At 62.1% G+C, this 16,818-nt stretch carries 16 protein-coding genes; 9 read left to right on the top strand and 7 right to left on the bottom strand.

The features are described from left to right. The first annotated feature begins 49 nt into the window (after positions 1–49). The 4 genes from JNB71_RS07510 to JNB71_RS07495 are packed head-to-tail and all read left to right on the top strand — an operon-like array spanning position 50 to position 4,891. Positions 50–1,141: a microcin C ABC transporter permease YejB gene (locus JNB71_RS07510; RefSeq protein WP_220371233.1), complete on the top strand. Its 1,092-nt coding sequence runs from the start codon at positions 50–52 to the stop codon at positions 1,139–1,141. After that, complete coding sequence (locus JNB71_RS07505) at positions 1,141–2,283, top strand: ABC transporter permease (RefSeq protein WP_220371232.1); 1,143 nt, start codon at positions 1,141–1,143, stop codon at positions 2,281–2,283. Before JNB71_RS07510 ends, JNB71_RS07505 begins: the two co-directional genes overlap by 1 nt. Before the next feature lie 8 nt (positions 2,284–2,291). Further along, entirely contained in the window at positions 2,292–3,920 is a 1,629-nt protein-coding gene (locus JNB71_RS07500) for an ABC transporter ATP-binding protein (protein ID WP_220371231.1), read from the top strand. A gap of 11 nt (positions 3,921–3,931) precedes the next feature. Beyond that, positions 3,932–4,891 carry a 2-hydroxyacid dehydrogenase gene (locus JNB71_RS07495; protein ID WP_220371230.1) on the top strand — a complete coding sequence of 320 codons (960 nt, stop codon included), beginning with the start codon at positions 3,932–3,934 and terminating at the stop codon, positions 4,889–4,891. On the opposite strand, the gene JNB71_RS07490 is transcribed toward JNB71_RS07495, so the two are convergent. The 4 genes from JNB71_RS07490 to xseA all read right to left on the bottom strand — a co-directional run bounded on the left by JNB71_RS07490 (position 4,892) and on the right by xseA (position 8,380). Further along, positions 4,892–5,746, bottom strand: a complete 855-nt coding sequence (locus JNB71_RS07490; protein ID WP_220371229.1) for an NlpC/P60 family protein — start codon at positions 5,744–5,746, stop codon at positions 4,892–4,894. It abuts the gene before it with no gap. A 6-nt stretch (positions 5,747–5,752) separates the two neighbouring features. Then, positions 5,753–6,103: a MarR family transcriptional regulator gene (locus JNB71_RS07485; protein WP_112857139.1), complete on the bottom strand. Its 351-nt coding sequence runs from the start codon at positions 6,101–6,103 to the stop codon at positions 5,753–5,755. An 80-nt stretch (positions 6,104–6,183) separates the two neighbouring features. After that, complete coding sequence (locus JNB71_RS07480) at positions 6,184–6,774, bottom strand: NAD(P)H-dependent oxidoreductase (RefSeq protein WP_220371228.1); 591 nt, start codon at positions 6,772–6,774, stop codon at positions 6,184–6,186. Positions 6,775–6,787: 13 nt separating this feature from the next. After that, a complete protein-coding gene (gene xseA / locus JNB71_RS07475) occupies positions 6,788–8,380 on the bottom strand; it encodes an exodeoxyribonuclease VII large subunit (RefSeq protein ID WP_220371227.1) in 1,593 nt (530 codons plus the stop codon). Positions 8,381–8,522: 142 nt separating this feature from the next. Here xseA and JNB71_RS07470 point away from each other — a divergent pair, with 142 nt between their 5' ends. Continuing rightward, entirely contained in the window at positions 8,523–8,786 is a 264-nt protein-coding gene (locus JNB71_RS07470) for a spike base protein, RCAP_Rcc01079 family (RefSeq protein ID WP_220371226.1), read from the top strand. Continuing rightward, positions 8,786–9,853 carry a hypothetical protein gene (locus tag JNB71_RS07465; protein ID WP_220371225.1) on the top strand — a complete coding sequence of 356 codons (1,068 nt, stop codon included), beginning with the start codon at positions 8,786–8,788 and terminating at the stop codon, positions 9,851–9,853. The genes JNB71_RS07470 and JNB71_RS07465 overlap by 1 nt, the downstream gene beginning before the upstream one ends. A gap of 449 nt (positions 9,854–10,302) precedes the next feature. On the opposite strand, the gene JNB71_RS07460 is transcribed toward JNB71_RS07465, so the two are convergent. Beyond that, positions 10,303–11,289 carry a Gfo/Idh/MocA family protein gene (locus tag JNB71_RS07460; RefSeq protein ID WP_220371224.1) on the bottom strand — a complete coding sequence of 329 codons (987 nt, stop codon included), beginning with the start codon at positions 11,287–11,289 and terminating at the stop codon, positions 10,303–10,305. 177 nt (positions 11,290–11,466) lie between these two features. On the opposite strand from JNB71_RS07460, the gene JNB71_RS07455 reads away from it, so the two are divergent. Continuing rightward, a complete protein-coding gene (locus JNB71_RS07455) occupies positions 11,467–12,417 on the top strand; it encodes an aldo/keto reductase (protein ID WP_220371223.1) in 951 nt (316 codons plus the stop codon). 22 nt (positions 12,418–12,439) lie between these two features. Further along, positions 12,440–12,907: a GNAT family N-acetyltransferase gene (locus JNB71_RS07450; RefSeq protein WP_220371222.1), complete on the top strand. Its 468-nt coding sequence runs from the start codon at positions 12,440–12,442 to the stop codon at positions 12,905–12,907. On the opposite strand, the gene JNB71_RS07445 is transcribed toward JNB71_RS07450, so the two are convergent. Further along, on the bottom strand, positions 12,880–13,497 hold the full coding sequence (locus JNB71_RS07445) for a hypothetical protein (RefSeq protein ID WP_220371221.1): 618 nt from the start codon (positions 13,495–13,497) through the stop codon (positions 12,880–12,882). The two genes, JNB71_RS07450 and JNB71_RS07445, sit on opposite strands and share 28 nt — an antisense overlap. A 308-nt stretch (positions 13,498–13,805) precedes the next feature. Between JNB71_RS07445 and JNB71_RS07440 the strand changes: the two genes are divergently transcribed. After that, positions 13,806–14,165: a nuclear transport factor 2 family protein gene (locus tag JNB71_RS07440; protein WP_220371220.1), complete on the top strand. Its 360-nt coding sequence runs from the start codon at positions 13,806–13,808 to the stop codon at positions 14,163–14,165. Positions 14,166–14,375: 210 nt separating this feature from the next. On the opposite strand, the gene pheT is transcribed toward JNB71_RS07440, so the two are convergent. Further along, positions 14,376–16,802, bottom strand: a complete 2,427-nt coding sequence (pheT, locus tag JNB71_RS07435; RefSeq protein WP_220371219.1) for a phenylalanine--tRNA ligase subunit beta — start codon at positions 16,800–16,802, stop codon at positions 14,376–14,378. Positions 16,803–16,818: the final 16 nt, after the last annotated feature.

The following is a 16,818-nucleotide window of genomic DNA, read 5'->3' as shown; positions in this document are numbered from 1 at the left end:
GCGCATCGAATCTGACTGCCGGAACAAGCGGCAAGCGGGGGGTTCGCTGATGGGTGCCTATATTCTGCGGCGGCTTCTGCTGATGATCCCGACGATCGTCGGCATCATGGCCATCTCCTTTGCCGTCGTTCAGTTCGCCCCCGGCGGGCCGGTGGAACAGGTCATTTCCGATCTGACCGGCCAAAACCAGGGCGGCGATCGGCTGTCCGGCGGCGGTGGCGATCTCGCTGTCCAGCCTCTCGGTGACGAGTCTTCGGGAAAATATCGCGGCGCGCAGGGGCTCGATCCGGAGTTCATTGCGAAGCTGGAAAAGCAGTTCGGTTTCGACAAGCCGCCGCTCGAGCGCTTCGGCCTGATGATGTGGAACTATGTCCGGTTCGATTTCGGCGAGAGCTTTTTCCGCAACACCTCGGTGATCGACCTGATCCTCGACAAGATGCCGGTCTCCATCTCGCTCGGCCTCTGGATTCTTCTGGTTTCCTACGCGATCTCCATTCCGCTTGGCATCAAGAAGGCCATCTCGGACGGCTCGACCTTCGATGTCTGGACGTCCGGCATCATCATCATCGGCTATGCGGTGCCGGGGTTCCTTTTCGGCATTTTGTTGATCGTGCTCTTTGCCGGCGGCTCGTTCTTCGACTGGTTCCCGCTGCGTGGCATCGTCTCGGATAATTTTGCCCAGTTGAACTGGTGGCAGAAGATCCTCGATTATTTCTGGCACATGACCCTGCCGTTGATCACGCTGCTGATGTCGGCCTTTGCAACGACAACGCTTTTGACGAAGAATTCCTTCATCGACGAGATCAAGAAGCAATATGTCATTACGGCGCGCGCCAAGGGCCTGAACGAGCGACAGGTCCTCTACGGACACGTTTTCCGCAATGCCATGCTGATCGTCATCGCCGGCTTTCCGGGCGCCTTCATCACGGCTTTCTTTACCGGATCGCTGTTGACGGAATACATTTTTTCGCTCGATGGCCTTGGCCGGCTTGGTTACGAATCCGTCGTCAAGCGCGACTACCCCATCGTCTTTGCCACTCTCTACATCTTCTCGCTGATGGGCCTGCTCGTCGGCCTCTTGTCGGACCTGATCTATACCTGGGTCGATCCGCGCATCGATTTTGAGCGGAGGGATGTCTGATGGCAGATGTCATCTCCACCAATCCGGCCCTGGTCACCGGCGCGCCCGGGCGGCTGTCGCCGATCAACCAGCGCCGCTGGGAGAACTTCAGGGCGAACCGGCGCGGCTACTGGTCGTTCTGGATATTCATGGTGTTGTTCGGCCTCAGCCTCTGCGCCGAATTCATCGCCAACGACAAACCGGTCCTTGCCTCCTATAAAGGCGAAATTCTAGTGCCGGTGCTGGTCAACTATCCGGAAGAGAAGTTCGGCGGCTTCCTGGCCGAAACGGATTACCGCTCCGACTATATCCGAGACGAGATCAACGCCAATGGCTGGATGATCTGGCCGCCGATCCGCTATTCCTACCAGACGGCCAATTCCAACATTCCGCATTCGGCTCCCACGGCACCCTTCTGGCTGATGGACAAGGCGGAACGCTGCTCCGGCTATCCTCAAGGGGAGAACGATCCCGGCTGCACGCTCGGCAATCTCAATTGGCTCGGCACCGACGACCAGGCCCGCGATGTGGCGGCCCGGATGATCTACGGCTTTCGTATTTCCGTGCTCTTCGGTCTCGCCTTGACCGTTCTCTCCGCCATCGTCGGTGTTACCGCCGGTGCCGTGCAGGGTTATTTTGGCGGCTGGACGGACCTACTCCTGCAGCGGTTCATCGAGATCTGGTCGTCAATGCCGGTGCTCTATATCCTCCTGATCATCGCTGCGATCCTGCCGCCCGGCTTCTTCGTGCTGCTCGGCATCATGCTTTTGTTCTCCTGGGTCGGTTTCGTCGGCATTGTGCGGGCCGAGTTTCTGCGAGCCCGAAATTTCGAATATGTCCGCGCCGCCCGGGCGCTCGGCGTCAACAACCGGACGATCATGTTCCGCCACTTGCTGCCCAATGCCATGGTGGCGACTCTGACATTCCTGCCGTTCATCCTCTCCGGCTCGATCACCACGCTCACCTCGCTCGACTTCCTTGGCTTCGGCATGCCTCCGGGCTCTGCCTCGCTCGGCGAGCTGATCTCGCAGGGCAAATCCAATCTGCAGGCCCCCTGGCTCGGGCTGACCGCCTTCGTCGTCATGTCCGTGATGCTGTCGCTCTTGATCTTCATCGGAGAAGCGGTCCGCGACGCGTTCGACCCGAGAAAGACGTTCAGGTGATCAGCTCGATGACAGATACCCTCCTCTCGGTCCGCGACCTCTCCGTGTCCTTCCACCAGGGCGGCAAGACGTCGGTGGCTGTGGACCGCATATCCTTCGACATCAAGCGCGGCGAAGTCGTCGCGCTTGTCGGTGAATCCGGCTCGGGCAAGTCGGTCTCGGCCAATTCGATTCTGAAGCTCTTGCCCTATCCGGCGGCAAGCCATCCGAGCGGCGAGATCCTGTTCAACGGCAAGGACCTGATGAAGGCGTCCGAGGCCGAACTGCGCCAGGTGCGCGGCAACGACATCACCATGATCTTCCAGGAACCGATGACGTCTCTCAACCCGCTGCACTCGATCGAGCGGCAGATTGCCGAAATCGTTGAACTGCATCAGGGCCTTACAGGAGCCGCTGCCAGAACCCGTGTTCTGGAATTGCTCAATCAGGTGGGAATCCGCAAGCCGGAGAAGCGCCTCGCGGCCTATCCGCATGAGCTCTCCGGCGGCCAGCGCCAGCGTGTGATGATCGCCATGGCGCTCGCCAACCGGCCGGAGCTTCTGATCGCCGACGAACCGACGACGGCGCTCGACGTGACCGTGCAGGCGCAGATCCTCGAGCTTCTGAAAAAGCTCAAGGACGAGCACGGCATGTCGATGCTGTTCATCACCCATGACCTCGGCATCGTCCGCAAGATCGCCGACCGCGTCTGCGTCATGACCAGGGGCAAGATCGTCGAAACAGGACCGACGGCGGAGATTTTCGCCAATCCGCAGCACGCCTATACCCGCCATCTCCTCGCCTCGGAACCAAAAGGTGTGCCGCCGGTCTCAGACACCACGAAGCCGGTGGTGATCGAAGCGCAGGATGTGAAGGTCTGGTTCCCGATCAAGGCGGGTTTCCTGCGCAGGGTCGTCGACCATGTGAAGGCCGTCGACGGGATCGACGTGACGCTGCGCGCCGGTCAGACGCTCGGGGTGGTCGGCGAATCCGGCTCGGGAAAGACGACGCTTGGCCTTGCCCTGACGCGCCTGATTTCCTCCAGGGGTCGCATCAGCTTTGTCGGCAATGAGATAGCCGGCTACTCGTTCACACAGATGCGCCCCTTGCGCAGCCGCATGCAGATCGTCTTTCAGGATCCCTATGGTTCGCTGAGCCCGCGCATGTCCATCAGCGATATTGTCGGCGAAGGCCTGAAGGTGCACGAGCCCTCGCTGTCTGAAAAGGAGCGCGATGCGCGCGTCGCGGCTGCCCTTGAGGAGGTCGGGCTTGATGCGGCAACGCGGTGGCGCTATCCGCACGAGTTCTCCGGCGGCCAGCGCCAGCGTATCGCCATTGCCCGCGCCATGGTGCTCAAACCGCAATTCGTCATGCTCGACGAGCCGACCTCGGCGCTCGACATGAGCGTGCAGGCGCAGGTGGTGGACCTGTTGCGTGACCTGCAGGCAAAACATTCGCTCGCCTATCTCTTCATCAGCCACGACCTGAAGGTCGTCAGAGCGCTCGCCAACGACATGATCGTGATGCGGTTCGGCAAGGTGGTCGAGCAGGGACCGTCGGAACGCATCTTCACGGCCCCCCAGGAAGATTATACCAAGGCGCTGATGGCCGCCGCCTTCAACCTGGAGGCGGTCAACCTGCCCGCCATCAATCAATAGAGTTCCGTTTCATGCCTGCGAAAAGCCCCGTCATCATCGATCTGAAGTTCATTCCGCAGGAGGTCGAAGACGGCCTGAAAGGTGCCTTTGCCGGCCGCGAGGTCATCAATCTCGCCGATCCCGCGCACAAGGGCCGCGACCTCTCCGGCATCGACTATGCGGTCGTCTGGAAATCCGCTCCGGATCTGTTTTCGCGTGCGCCGGATCTGAAAGTCGTCTTTTCCGGCGGGGCCGGCGTCGATCACGTCCTGACGCTTCCCGGCTTGCCGGACGTGCCGCTGGTCCGCTTCGTCGATCGCAGCCTGACGACGCGCATGAGCGAGTGGGTGGTGATGAACTGCCTGTTGCATCTGCGCCAGCACCGCGCATACGAGGCGCGCGCCAAGGCTCGCGTCTGGGAAGATCTGAGCCAGCCCGAAGCCGCCGAGATCACGGTCGGTGTTATGGGCCTCGGCGTGCTGGGTCAGGACGCCATCCGCAAGCTCGGCGTCATGGGCTTCAAGACCATCGGCTGGTCACGCTCGAAGAAGGAGATCGACGGCGTCCAGACGTTCGCGGGCGATGAGCTGGATGTGTTTCTCGCCAGGACCGATTTCCTTGTCGGCTTGTTGCCGTTGACCGACGAGACGCGCGGCATCTTCAACGCCGTTGTATTCTCAAAGCTCAGGCGCGGCAGCCCACTCGGCGCGCCGGTCTTCATCAATGGCGGCCGCGGTGGCAGCCAGGTCGAGGCCGACATCCTGGCAGCGCTGCAGTCGGGCGTGCTCGGCGGGGCCTCGCTCGACGTGTTCGAGCAGGAACCGCTGGCCAGGGACAGCCCCTTCTGGGACATGGGCAACGTCTACGTCACCCCACATGTCGCTGCCTCGTCAGACGTCAAGGCGCTGTTTTCCCATGTCGAGCAGCAGATCGACCGTTTCGAAAGCGGTCTTCCGCTTCAGCATCTGGTGGATCGCAAAGCCGGCTATTGATCAGGGCCGGCGATACCCCGTCGGCTGATCATAGAGCCAGCCGATGCGGGCGATCGCATCTTCCAGTCCCTCCAGGGCGACGTTCATCGTATGGCCGTTGGCATGCAGCAGTGTCCGCTCATCGAGCATGATGGCCACGTGACCCTTCCAGAAGACGAGATCGCCGCGGCGAAGTTCGTCGCGGGCAATGGCGGTGCCAAGTCCCTTGGCCTGCATGTCGGTGTCGCGCGGTGCGGTCGTTCCAGTCATCATCATCGACAGTTGGACAAGACCGGAGCAATCAATGCCGAAGCCGGAGCGCCCGCCCCAGAGATACGGCGTTTCAAGGAATCGTGCTGCCACGGAGACGTAGTCTCCAAAGGGCGGCTTTCCCAGTTCCGAGCAATGATTGGCAATGACGGCCTGTCCACCTTCCAACAGGAAATAGCGTGTGCCGCGGGTCTCGCGCTCGTCGACCACGGCAATGCGGCTGCCCATTGAAAGTGCCTGCACCGTCGGAAATTTGAGATCAGGGCCGGAATAGAGGAACGTGCGGGGCGCGGTGACGATATGCGTTCGTCTGTGAACCACAGGCGAAACGGCATAGTCCGGAACATACCCGACATAGCCGTCAAAATCGGACTTCACCCAGGCCCAGCCACCCGCGCTGTCGAAGACATGGACCGTTTCTCCGAGCAAAAGTTCCGTGTCGGTGCCGCATTCGAGTTCCGGACGGGCTCGCATCTGCACCACCGGGACGGAGATGACGCCCAGCGAGCCGCTCAGATAATTGGCGGCCTCGACAATGCCGCGCAACCGCTCCTCGGCAAGGTCGGGGCGATAGGCGTTCAGCCGGCGGTCGGGAAGATCAGGCATGCGTCCTCAGATAGACAGTTTGCGTCCCTGATCAATGATCAGATCGCCCAGTTTTTCAAGATAAAGTGCGCCCTCGACCGTGCGTTTGATGATCACATTGCGCTTGTCGCGCTCATCGCGCGCGCGGGCCACGAGGCCGAGATCGCCCATCGTGTCGAGCGCACGGGTGATTACCGGTTTGGTGACGCCCAGAATGGCGGCCAGCCCGCGTACGGTATGCGGTGGCGGCACGAGGTAAATATGCAGAAGAATGGAGATCTGGCGCAGAGTGAGGTCGCGTTTGTCGATACGCACCTGCTCCAGCGAGACGGCATGCCAGAGATTCAGCGCCTGAGAGGCTGTGAGTTCGACAGGCATCCGGCGCCCCCTGGTTGCGAGTGGTCAAATGTACCGGCGGGTTCGTTACGGAAGCGTTTCTTTTCAGGCCTCAGGCCTTTTCAAATCCGCGCGATCGCCTTTTCAATCTTCGCCAGATGTGCCGTGCGCTGCTTGGCAGTCGCTCGGTCCATGTCATGCAGCGAGATCATCCGGAATTGTACATCCCTGGAGCAAAAGGCGGCGATGCCCCGCTTCAACAGGCGGCGGACCGGGTCGCCCATATAGAGTTTGACGACCCACCACGGCGACCCGGTCGTTGTCAGCGCCCAGAAGAGCTTGATATTGGTCAGTCGTGGAATGATGCGGCCGCCGGCATGGTCATGATCGAAGGCGATGCCGGGGGCAAAGACCCGGTCGAAGAAACCTTTCAGGATCGCCGGGAAATTGAACCACCACTGCGGAAACACAAGCATCAACCCGTCCGCCGCCTTGAGCCGTGCGACGATATCATCGACGCCGGACGCATCGTAGGGAACGTCGAAATAGCCGCGGCGTTCCGTCTCGCTCAGGCAGGGGTCGAAATCCTGTCTGTAGAGATCGAGCAGATCGACACTGTGGCCGTTCTTCTCCAGTGCCGCCGTGGCCGCAGCGGCAACGCTCGAGGCGAAACTGCCGGCCAAGGGATGAGCGAGAACAATCAGAAAGCGCACGCGGTTTCCATGCTTAGAACAGGCTCCCTTGCTTCGGCGGTTCGGGCGACGCGTGCTTTTCCGCTCGCTTCCTGGCAGGTTGCGGCGGCGTTGGCGCGCCGCTTTCCGTGGTCATGGCGTTTACAGACCCGTCGGCAAATTCGATCGCGATCGCCTGATTGAGCGATAGGGCCGAGGCTGCCTTGACCGGGGCACCCGTCATGTCGCGGACCAAGGCATAACCGCGCTTCAGCACGTTGCGATAGGACAGCGACTGAAGGATGCGGTCCTGCGCGATGATGGCGCTGCGTCGTCGCCGCAGATCGGCCAGAAGCGCGTTGTCGGCTCGGCCTGCGAGGCCCGTCAGGCGATCCTGGGTACGGTGAACCTGGCTAAGCAGCCGGCCGGGCAGGGTTCTGAGTGAGGCATCAGCCGACGATACCCTGGCAGCCGAGCGATGGATCAGGCGCTCGACGATGCGTTCAGCGCGGATCATATGCTCCGACAGCTTCTGCCGCCGCTCGTAGATCCGGCTCGACAGCACATCCGGGCGCAGATGCGCGGCCGTGCGCTCGAAGGCGCGCCGCTTGTTTGCCGTGTTCATCTGCAACCCGCGCCCCAGCCCTGCCGACGCCTCGTCGAAGCGGCGGCGCGGCAAGGCGAGCAACTGGTCGAGCGAGGGCAGCGCCCGTGTCAGCGCACGAACGTTGTGCCGCCGATTGTCCATCTGCCGTGTCACCGCTGCCTTCAGGCGCGCGGAGAGGCCGGAGACGCTCGCCTCCAGATCGGCCTTCGCCGGCACGGCCATTTCTGCAGCACCCGTGGGCGTCGGCGCCCGCTGGTCGCTCGCATAGTCGATCAGCGTCCAGTCGGTTTCGTGTCCAACCGCAGAGATCAGCGGGATTTGCGAATTGGCTGCGGCACGCACCACGGCTTCGTCGTTGAAGGTCCAGAGGTCTTCGAGACTGCCGCCGCCGCGGGCGACGATCAGCAGGTCCGGCCGGGCGATCGGGCCATCCGCGGCAAAGGCGTTGAAACCCTCGATCGCCGCGGCCACCTCGTTGCCCGAGCCGTCGCCTTGAACTCGCACCGGCCAGACGATGACATGAACCGGGAAACGATCTGAAATCCGGTGCAGGATGTCACGGATAACGGCGCCGGTCGGCGAGGTCACGACGCCGATGATGCGCGGCATATAAGGCAGGGGTCGTTTTCGTGCCTGATCGAAAAGTCCCTCGGCTCCAAGCTTGCGCTTGCGCTCTTCGATCAACGCCATCAGCGCGCCGGCGCCGGCCGGCTCGAGCGTCTCGATGACAATCTGGTATTTCGACGAACCGGGGAAGGTCGTCACCTTGCCGGTGGCGATCACCTCCATGCCTTCTTCGGGCCGGAATTTCAGCCGGCTCATCGTGCCTTTCCAGATCACCGCATCGATCCGCGCCTTGTCGTCCTTCAGAGAAAAATACGCGTGACCCGAGGAATGCGGCCCGCGATAGCCGGAGATTTCGCCGCGCACTCGCACTTGATCAAAGGCTTGCTCGACCGTGCGCTTGATCGAGCCGGACAACTCGGAGACCGAATATTCGGTGAGGTTGGTGGGCGAATCGGAATCGAAGAAAGAGCTCATGGCCTATTTTGCCGCGCCCAACCGTCGATGACCAGCCGTTGCCGGCGCCCTCAACAGTCCTTTCAGTTTCCCCGTTTGTCCCCGGCGCTGAAAGCCGTGCGCATCATGGCACCAACGTCAATCGTAACCGAGGAACAAGCCCATGCCCGACCGATTTTCCAGCTATATTCTTTCCCCCACCAGTCCGGCAACGCACGGATTTATTGTCACCCCCAGCGACACGATCGACCTGCCCGAGATGACGCGGGCGATCTATGTCGGCTCTGGCGGTGTGCTCGCGGTGCGACTTCTGTCGGGCCAGACCGTCACCTTCGCCGGCGTCTCGGCCGGGAGCATCCTGCCGCTGCGCGCCGATCGCGTGCTGGCAACCGGCACGACCGCCGGCAGCATCGTTGGGCTCGTCTGATGGTGTCGCTCGGCCTCAATTCAGGCCTTGGTCTGGCCGGCACAGGCAGCGCATGGTTTGCCGGCGCAGCTTTTACCGCTGCCGATGCCAACGACGGGGTTGCCAGGCTGGCGGCCTTCATCGCCGATTTCCGCAGGGATCGCCATGCCATGACCACAGTGGCTGCAGCAAGCATCGCCGCAGCCACCTTGGACGCCCTTGTTTCGCCCCAATCAGTTGCGTTTTCGGAGCTGTTCGTGTTCACCCGCGGATCGGCCGCGGAATACATCGATGCGGCAGGAGTGGCCCAGCAGGCGGCGGCGGACGTCCCGCGCTTTGACCACCGCAACGGTTATCGCCAACTGCTGCTGGAAGGTCCCGCGACCAATCTTTTCCTCAATGCGTTCACACCCGAGACGCAGACGGTCGCCGTCACCAACGCAGCGCAATACACCGTTTCCTGTCGGGGCGCTGGCTCGCTGAACCTCTCAGGCGCGGCGACTGGCACGGTGACGCAAGCCGCGCCGGTGACCTTCACCGCGACGTCGACAAGCCTGACACTGACGGTCAACGGCGCATTGAGCCGGGTGCAGCTGGAAACCGGGGCGGCGGCCACCTCGTTCGTCCAGACGGCGGCCACCCCAGCAGCGCGAAGCGCCGATAGTTGCCGTCTGTCGCCGGTCGGCGAAGCCTTGATTCAGAGGGGCGCAGCCACCCTTCTCCTGAAGGGACAGGGGATCTCCGGTTCTCTAGGACGTCTTGCCGGCATCGGCACGGGTGACGAGATCATGCGCCTCAACACGGCTCAGACCAACGTGATTGCCGGCAGTTCGTTGTCGATTGCGAGCGTGACCGTGCCCTTGCCCGCCTTCGGCGTCTGTCTCGCTTGGAGCGCCGCCGGCCGGTCAGGCAGCTACAATGGCGGGACAATCGCAACCGATGCGACGGTACCGGCAGCAGCGGGTCAGGTCTTCCTCGGGCGGAATCAGGCGGGCCTGTTTGCCGCCGGCCGTTACGACAGCCTGACGGTCTGGCCCTTTCGAGCGTCCAACGCGGCGATCCAGGCAAAGGCGTTAGCCTATTCCTGACCCAAGCACCGGCCATAGATTTCCCGCAAACGTACTTTATGCTGGCCGTCTGGGAGCTGTTTGGCGACCGGTTCGTCAAGAGCAATCGGAGGGTTAAAGCCACTTTTAGCGAGCCTTGGGCAGATTATTGCGCTATGCTCATCATCGGGAGGGGTCGGATGATAGTCTTGACCACATTTGCAATCGGACTTTCGACGGCGGGTTTGCGATCTGTGCCTTGCTATGCTCTGGCCGGTTGCCTGATCATCGCGGCCTTCGTTCTTGCGGCCCTCTTTTCAGCCGGCGCCGTCTCCCTGATTGCGCTCGTTCTTGCGTTACTTGCTTACAATGCGGGGATCGCCGCACCGGTCTTCGCCGCGTTCATTCTTGCACGAAGAAGGCAGGCATAGGCCAAGACCACGACTATGTGAGCAACCCGCAGCTTTCTGCAGCGGGCGGGTATTTCCCGTTCAGACAGGCTCCCATCCATCCTTTTCGCTGGCGCGGTAGATGGCATCAATCAGCTTCTGGTTGTTCACAGAGCTTTCCAACGTCACCACTTCTTCCGTCTCCCCCGTTGCGGCGCGAGAAAAGGCCTCGACTTCGAGCTTGTACTGGCGCGCATCCTGAAAGCGGAAGTGTTGAGATTGCGAGTGGTTCTGGTTTGTGAGTTCCAGTTCTTCGGCACCGTAGCGATCGGCGTTGAACGGCGACTTGACCTCTATGAAGCCTTTATCGCCGTGGAACACCATCACCTGGCGAGCGGCAAGCTGGGTGGAAATGTAGAAGCTCAACTCGAAATCGCCGAAATCAGCCCTGACGCTAGAATAGATGTCGGTGCCGAATTCCGGATCGCGATCGGTGCTCGCCTGAACGCGGATCGGTTCCTTGCCCGTGACGAAACGCGTCGTGATCGTCGGATAGACCCCGATGTCGGGCAGGCCGCCGCCGCCCAGTTCCGGCTTGTTGCGCATATTGGTGGCATCGCGATTATAGTAGGTGAAGGCGCCCTGAACGTGTCGCAACCTGCCGATCGCGCCTTCCTGCAGGAGCGAACGAACCTTGTGCCAGACAGGGCTGTAGGTCACCATGAAGGCTTCCGAGATCAGCACCTTGTTGCGGTCGCGCGCCGCGATCACGGCGTCGATTTCCGATGCCTTCAAGGACATCGGCTTTTCGCAGAGCACATGTTTTCCGGCATCGGCCGCCTTGATCGTCCATTCGATGTGCTGTGAGGTCGGCAGCGGAATGTAGACCGCATCGATGAGGTCGGAAGCCAGCATTTCCTGGTAGGAGCCGAAAGTGTGGGGCACCGAGAAACGCTCCGCCATCGCGCGTGCCTTGGAGAGATCGCGGCTGGCGATCGCCGCGACCACGCAGTTCTCAGCGTCCTGGATGGCGGGAACAACGAGCTCGCGGCCGATCTTGGCCGTGGACAGAATACCGAAACGCAACATGACCTATCCTCAATGTTTCGGCGGCACAGTAACCGGGCGACAGGTGCCGTTCAAGCTGGCTGCGCGGGAATAAAGTCGCCGCGGGGCATGTAAAAACGCCGTACCTCGCCTATGTCATCCATGGGGCAGACTTCGGAGCCTCCCAAGCGAAACCCCTTACCAGCCTGGAGCGACTTCATGGAAAAGCGAACCCTCGGCCGCACCGGCCTGTCCATCGCGCCGCTGGTCTTCGGTGGCAATGTCTTCGGCTGGACCGCGGATGAAAAGACCTCCTTCCAATTGCTCGACGCCTTTTTCGCCGCAGGCTTCAATGCCGTCGATACTGCCGATGCCTATTCAACCTGGGTTCCGGGCCATAGCGGCGGCGAATCCGAGACGATTATCGGCAAATGGCTGAAGCAGTCGGGCCGATCGCGGGACGAGGCCGTGATTGTCACCAAGGTCGGCTCCGAGATGGGGCCGGATCGCAAGGGGCTTTCGGCAAGATGGATCCTGCTGGCCGTCGAGGATTCCCTTCGTCGGCTGCAGACCGATCATATCGACGTCTATCTGTCGCACTGGCCCGATCCGGAAACGCCCTATGAGGAAACGCTTAGGGCCTATGAGAGCCTTCTTCAGCAGGGCAAGGTTCGCCATATCGGAGCCTCCAATCTGAACGCGGAGCAGCTGCGCGCCGCACTCGATGTTGCGAAACAGCAGAGCCTGCCGCGCTACGAGGTGCTGCAGCCGGAATATAATCTCTATGACCGCGCTTCCTTCGATGGTGCGCTGCGCAATCTCTGCATCGCCGAGGAGATCGGCGTGATCACCTATTTCGGCCTTGCGAGGGGTTTTCTTTCGGGGAAGTATCGTTCGCACAGGGATATGGAAGGCTCGGCGCGCGGCAGCGGCATCGGCAAATATCTGGACGGCCGTGGCATGCGGATCCTGGGCGCGCTGGACGAGGTAGCGGCGGAGACCGGCAACACCCAGGCAGAGATCGCGCTGGCCTGGATCATGGCGCGCAGGGGCGTCACGGCACCGATTTCCAGCGCGACGAACCTGACCCAGCTCGAAAGCCTGGTCAAGGCGGCTTCGATCCGCCTTTCCAATGAAGCCTGCCAGCTGCTAAACGAGGCCAGCGAATAGAAAGACCCGGGAGGAAGAAGGCATGACGGTTGAGATACGCGACGCGGCACCCGGCGACGAAGCGGACTGGCGCAGGCTCTGGGCGAGTTATGTCGCGTTTTACCGGGTGGCAGTATCCCCGGACGTGACGACAACGACCTGGGGCCGGATCATCGATCCTGCAACGCCGCTGTTCATGCGTGTCGCGGTGCTGGACGGCCACGTCGTCGGCTTTGCCATCTGCCTCTTGCATGAGGCGACCTGGGTGAAGGAGCCGGTCTGTTATCTGGAAGACCTTTTCCTCGATGAGGCGGCGCGCGGAAAGGGCATCGGCAAGGCGCTGCTCGACGATCTCGTCGACAAGGCCAAGGCAAACGGCTGGGCCCGCCTTTACTGGCATACCGACGAAGGCAATCAGACGGCACGGCGGCTCTATGACAGATATACAGAGGCCGATGGCCATGTTCGCTACCGGATGAGCTTTCAAGCGTTCAGGGACGGAAAGCCCTGATACAACACGGCATGGCTGCCGGAATGATTCCCCATGCCTTCCTTCGTCAGCAGGCCAGCCGGCGCGGCATAGCTGCGGATGCGGCGTGCCGGCCGCTCGTGCCACTGGATGTTCAACGCCCAGAGTTTCGGAAAGAAGCAGAGCGACGCGTAGGGCAGGTTGTCGTGGATCCACCAGGCGAGCGACTGCCAGCCGCCGAGTTCTGCGCGTCGGTCCCAGACCCAGGGAACGACAATGCAGGCCGTCGCCCCCATGCAGCCGTCGGCGTCGCGCATGTCCCAGATGTGATCGGCGGCACTGGCTGCATTGGTCGAGCAGTTCAGCTTGTTGCGATTGCCGAATTCATTGATCGAGCGGGACCGATAGCCGGACCGGATATGCAGCCGCCCGAAGGTCCGCTGCAGCGGCTCCAGCAATTCTTCGCAGAGCTTCGTGCCGGCAGCAATCGCCAGTTCCGGATCGTCGGGGATGTTCGGCATGCCATAGAAATCGGCGATCTCGGAATACAGGAAGTCTCTGAGAAAGAAATTCTCCGACAGGCGCACGCGGCCCAGATCCTCGAGCGCCCTCATGGAACCCGGCTTTTTCATGCAACTTCTCCCCTTTTCCGGGAGACTATGCCGGCGCCGGTTTACGTTCCACCCGTTTTCATTCAGCGAACGTGCGAGGCCGTGTCTCCGAGCCGCGTGGCGGGCAAGCGCTATTCGGATGCCTCGCTTGCATCGACGAACCGGCAGGGGCGTCAAGGGCTTCGCCCCTTCCCCTCGATGCGTTCTGCGCGATGACCTTCGGTTCGTTCTTGTTCCCTTGGGCCGTCGTGGTAGGATCGCACGGCACGCTACAGCGCCGCGCGTCAAACGTGACGCGCAAAGGATGCTGCAGTAGGGAGGTGCTCCGTATGTCGGACGAACAGGCAATTGGCACAGTCGTTCATCTCTATGTCGATGGAATGGCGTTTTGCAACGAAGCGGCACTGCGCAAGGCCTTCCATCCAGATGCCAAGATCATCGGCAATTATCAGGGTGCCGTCGAATGGATGTCCCGCGACGAATTCATCGCCGCCATCCTCGCCGAACCGCCGGCCACGCCCGGAACCCAGCCACTGCTGGATATCGAGATTACCGACATCGAGGGCGACGCTGCCTTCGTCAAGGTGACCGACGAGTTTGCCGGAATGCGCTTCACCGATTATCTGTCCTTTCTGAAGATCGGCGGGCACTGGGTGATCGTCAACAAGCTCTATCATCTGCACGGGTAGCTGGGGAAAGTAGATCCCCAGCGGCCGATAGCCACGCCCGGAAAGTTCGCCGTGGGTTTGCTTCATGTTTTACTTGGCCGGGGCGCTGGAAAGTGCCCGAGGAGAATGACCGGGGAGAGCCCCTAGCTGCAAGCCATGGGAGAGGCATGATAAGCATAGGCTCGCCCGGGCGGGCCGCAAAAGGGAGAAGAACCCCTCTTGCGGCTAGGTTCAGGCTCGCAGAACCCCGCCCGTGCTCTTCGTCACATTGGCGATGATCTTGCCAGTCAGGGCTTCGAAATCCTCGTCCGTCAGCGTCCGCTCGGCCGGCTGGATGACGACCTCGATCGCTACCGACTTCTTGCCGTCGCCGAGCGAGGCGCCTTCGAACACGTCGAAGACGTTGACGCCGGCGACCAGCTTACGGTCGGCGCTCGACGCCGCCTTAAGGATCGCGCCCGCTTCCACGGTCTTGTCGACGACGAAGGCGAAATCGCGCCTGACGGCCTGGAAGGGTGAAAGCTCCAGCGCCGGCTTGGTGCGGGTGGCCTTCTTCTTCGGCTCGGGCATGGCATCGACATAGACTTCGAAGCCCGCGAGAGCGCCGGAAACGTCGAGTGCTTCCAGCACCTTCGGATGGAACTCGCCGAAATAGCCCAGAACGATCTTCGGGCCGAGCTTGATCGTGCCGGAACGGCCCGGGTGATACCAGGACGGGCCGCCTGCCTCGAACTGGACATTGCCCATCGGCACGCCGCAGGCCTCGAGCACGGCAATGGCGTCGGCCTTGGCGTCGAACACATCGACCGGCTTGCCGCCACCCTTTGCCGCATTCGACCACGAGCGGCCGGCGCCGGCGAGCGATGCCGTTCCGCGGCGCAAGCCGCCGGCGACGCGGCGCTGGCCGGCCGGCGTATCGTTCTCATAGGTGCCGGAAACCTCGAAGATCGCCACGTCGCCGAAGCCCTTGTCGGCATTGCGCTGGGCGGCGGTCAAAAGGCCCGGCAGCAGCGAAGGCCGCATGTCGGACATGTCGGCGGCGATCGGGTTAGCCAGCGACAGCGCCGGGGCGCCGCCGCCGAACAGTTCGGCCTGCGCCTTGGAGATGAACGACCAGGTGACCGCCTCCAGCATGCCGCGGGCGGCAAGCGCCCGCTTGGCCTGACGCGTGCGGATCTGCAGCGTGGTCAGGATCTTGCCGTTGACGGTGCCGAGGCTTTCGATTGGCTCCGGCTTGATATTGTCGACGCCGTGGATGCGCATGACCTCCTCGACGAGGTCTGCCTTGCCATCGACGTCCGGCCGCCAGGAGGGAACCGAAACCGAGACCTGTTCCCCGGAACCCTCGACACCGAAGCCGAGCCCCTTGAGGATCGCGACGCTTTCTTCGGAGCTGACCTCGAGACCCGTCAGGCGCTTGACCTCGGAAACCGGGAAATCGATGATCTTCGGCGTGTAGCCGGCATAGCCGACCACGTCGGTCTTTGCCGCCATGCCGCCGCAGATGTCGAGAACCAGCTGCGTGGCGCGCTCGAGACCGGGAACCATATATTCCGGATCGACGCCGCGCTCGAAACGGTAGCGCGCATCGCTGATGATACCCAGCGTGCGGCCGGTCTTGGCGATGTTCATCGGGTCCCAGAGCGCCGTTTCGATCAACACGTCGGTCGTGTTCTCGTCACAGCCGGAATGTTCGCCTCCCATGATGCCGCCGATCGATTCGATGCCGTCTTCATCGGCAATGACGACGTTGGCCGGCGACAGCGCGTATTCGCGCGTGTCGAGCGCCAGGACCTTCTCGCCCTCCCGGGCGCGGCGAACGGTGAGGTTGCCCGTCACCTTGGCGGCGTCGAAGACGTGCAGCGGCCGGCCCTGGTCGAAGGTCATGTAGTTGGTGACGTCGACCAGCGCATTGATGGGCCTCAGACCAATGGCAATAAGCCGCTGCTGCATCCATTTCGGGCTCGGGCCGTTGCTGACGCCGCGCACCAGGCGTAGCGCAAAGCCGGGGCAGAGATGGGTGTCCTCGCCGAGATCGAGCTTCACCTTGGTGGTCGTCTCGCCTTCCACCCTGAAGGAGGGGGCCTTTGGAGACTTCAGCGTACCGAGGCCGGACGCGGCCAGATCGCGGGCGATGCCGTGGACGCTGGTGCAGTCCGGACGATTCGGCGTCAGGTTGATTTCGATCACCGGATCGTCGAGCCCGGCATAGGCCGCGAAGCTGGTTCCAACCGGCGCGTCCTCGGGGAGGTCGATGATACCGTCGTGACTGTCGGAGATCTGCAGCTCCTTTTCCGAGCACATCATGCCGCGGCTCTCGACGCCACGGATATTGCCGACGGACAGCGTCACGTCGATACCTGGCACGTAGTTGCCGGGTGCGGCAAAGGCGCCGACGAGGCCGGCGCGGGCATTCGGCGCACCGCAGACGACCTGCACGGGCGCGCCGGCGCCGGTATCGACCATCAGCACCTTCAGCTTGTCGGCCTGCGGATGCTTTTCGGCCGAAATGACCCTGGCGATGACGAAGGGCTTGAAAGCAGCCTTGTCGTCGACATCCTCGACCTCCAGCCCGATCGCCGTCAGGCGCTCGCAGATCTGTTCAAGGGCGGCATCGGTTTCCAGATGCTCTTTCAGCCAGGAGAGGGTGAATTTCATGGGTCTCGTCTCAGGT

Source organism: Rhizobium herbae, from assembly GCF_019511375.1.
GTDB classification, from domain to species: domain Bacteria; phylum Pseudomonadota; class Alphaproteobacteria; order Rhizobiales; family Rhizobiaceae; genus Pararhizobium; species Pararhizobium herbae_A.
This window is presented reverse-complemented; position numbering and strand designations above follow the sequence as displayed.

What these genes read in the sequence shown, in the direction of transcription:
- JNB71_RS07445 (WP_220371221.1), bottom strand. Translation starts at nt 13,497, where the DNA reads ATGAAAAAGCCGGGTTCCATGAGGGCGCTCGAGGATCTGGGCCGCGTG.
- JNB71_RS07490 (WP_220371229.1), bottom strand. Translation starts at nt 5,746, where the DNA reads ATGCCTGATCTTCCCGACCGCCGGCTGAACGCCTATCGCCCCGACCTT.
- JNB71_RS07470 (WP_220371226.1), top strand. Translation starts at nt 8,523, where the DNA reads ATGCCCGACCGATTTTCCAGCTATATTCTTTCCCCCACCAGTCCGGCA.
- JNB71_RS07460 (WP_220371224.1), bottom strand. Translation starts at nt 11,289, where the DNA reads ATGTTGCGTTTCGGTATTCTGTCCACGGCCAAGATCGGCCGCGAGCTC.
- JNB71_RS07450 (WP_220371222.1), top strand. Translation starts at nt 12,440, where the DNA reads ATGACGGTTGAGATACGCGACGCGGCACCCGGCGACGAAGCGGACTGG.
- JNB71_RS07495 (WP_220371230.1), top strand. Translation starts at nt 3,932, where the DNA reads ATGCCTGCGAAAAGCCCCGTCATCATCGATCTGAAGTTCATTCCGCAG.
- JNB71_RS07465 (WP_220371225.1), top strand. Translation starts at nt 8,786, where the DNA reads ATGGTGTCGCTCGGCCTCAATTCAGGCCTTGGTCTGGCCGGCACAGGC.
- JNB71_RS07510 (WP_220371233.1), top strand. Translation starts at nt 50, where the DNA reads ATGGGTGCCTATATTCTGCGGCGGCTTCTGCTGATGATCCCGACGATC.
- pheT (WP_220371219.1), bottom strand. Translation starts at nt 16,802, where the DNA reads ATGAAATTCACCCTCTCCTGGCTGAAAGAGCATCTGGAAACCGATGCC.
- JNB71_RS07505 (WP_220371232.1), top strand. Translation starts at nt 1,141, where the DNA reads ATGGCAGATGTCATCTCCACCAATCCGGCCCTGGTCACCGGCGCGCCC.
- JNB71_RS07455 (WP_220371223.1), top strand. Translation starts at nt 11,467, where the DNA reads ATGGAAAAGCGAACCCTCGGCCGCACCGGCCTGTCCATCGCGCCGCTG.
- JNB71_RS07485 (WP_112857139.1), bottom strand. Translation starts at nt 6,103, where the DNA reads ATGCCTGTCGAACTCACAGCCTCTCAGGCGCTGAATCTCTGGCATGCC.
- JNB71_RS07500 (WP_220371231.1), top strand. Translation starts at nt 2,292, where the DNA reads ATGACAGATACCCTCCTCTCGGTCCGCGACCTCTCCGTGTCCTTCCAC.
- JNB71_RS07440 (WP_220371220.1), top strand. Translation starts at nt 13,806, where the DNA reads ATGTCGGACGAACAGGCAATTGGCACAGTCGTTCATCTCTATGTCGAT.
- xseA (WP_220371227.1), bottom strand. Translation starts at nt 8,380, where the DNA reads ATGAGCTCTTTCTTCGATTCCGATTCGCCCACCAACCTCACCGAATAT.